General features: G+C 59.2%; 1 protein-coding gene. It reads right to left on the reverse strand.

The genetic code is table 11. The features are described from left to right. Positions 1–301: hypothetical protein (locus AC5Y6Y_RS25785; RefSeq protein WP_499930824.1), on the reverse strand; the 301-nt coding region annotated here is incomplete at its 3' end. Positions 302–341 lie beyond the last annotated feature (40 nt).

Here is a 341-nt window from a genome sequence, read left to right on the forward strand (position 1 = left end):
GGCCAATGCTGAAAGTGGTGAAGTCAGTCACCGCATTGTGGAACAACCCCGAGACCTGACTACCGACATTGCCGACACCAGAGACCACCGCCGCCTGCGCCGCATCCAACGAACTCACGTTGAACCAACCCGAGATACTGTTGCCCAGGTTGCGCATACCGGACTGCAGATCACCCACATTGCCCACACCCGAGGCACCCAGCGTCGCCAGGTTCTGCAATCCAGAACTGCCCGCACCCATATTGAAAAAGCCCGAAGAACTACCCGAACCGCTATTGAAGAACCCCGACGACGGGGTCACCGAGGTATTACCGAACCCCGGCCCCCCCGGAATCGAGAAC

This window comes from Mycobacterium sp. NGS24 (assembly GCF_059813065.1).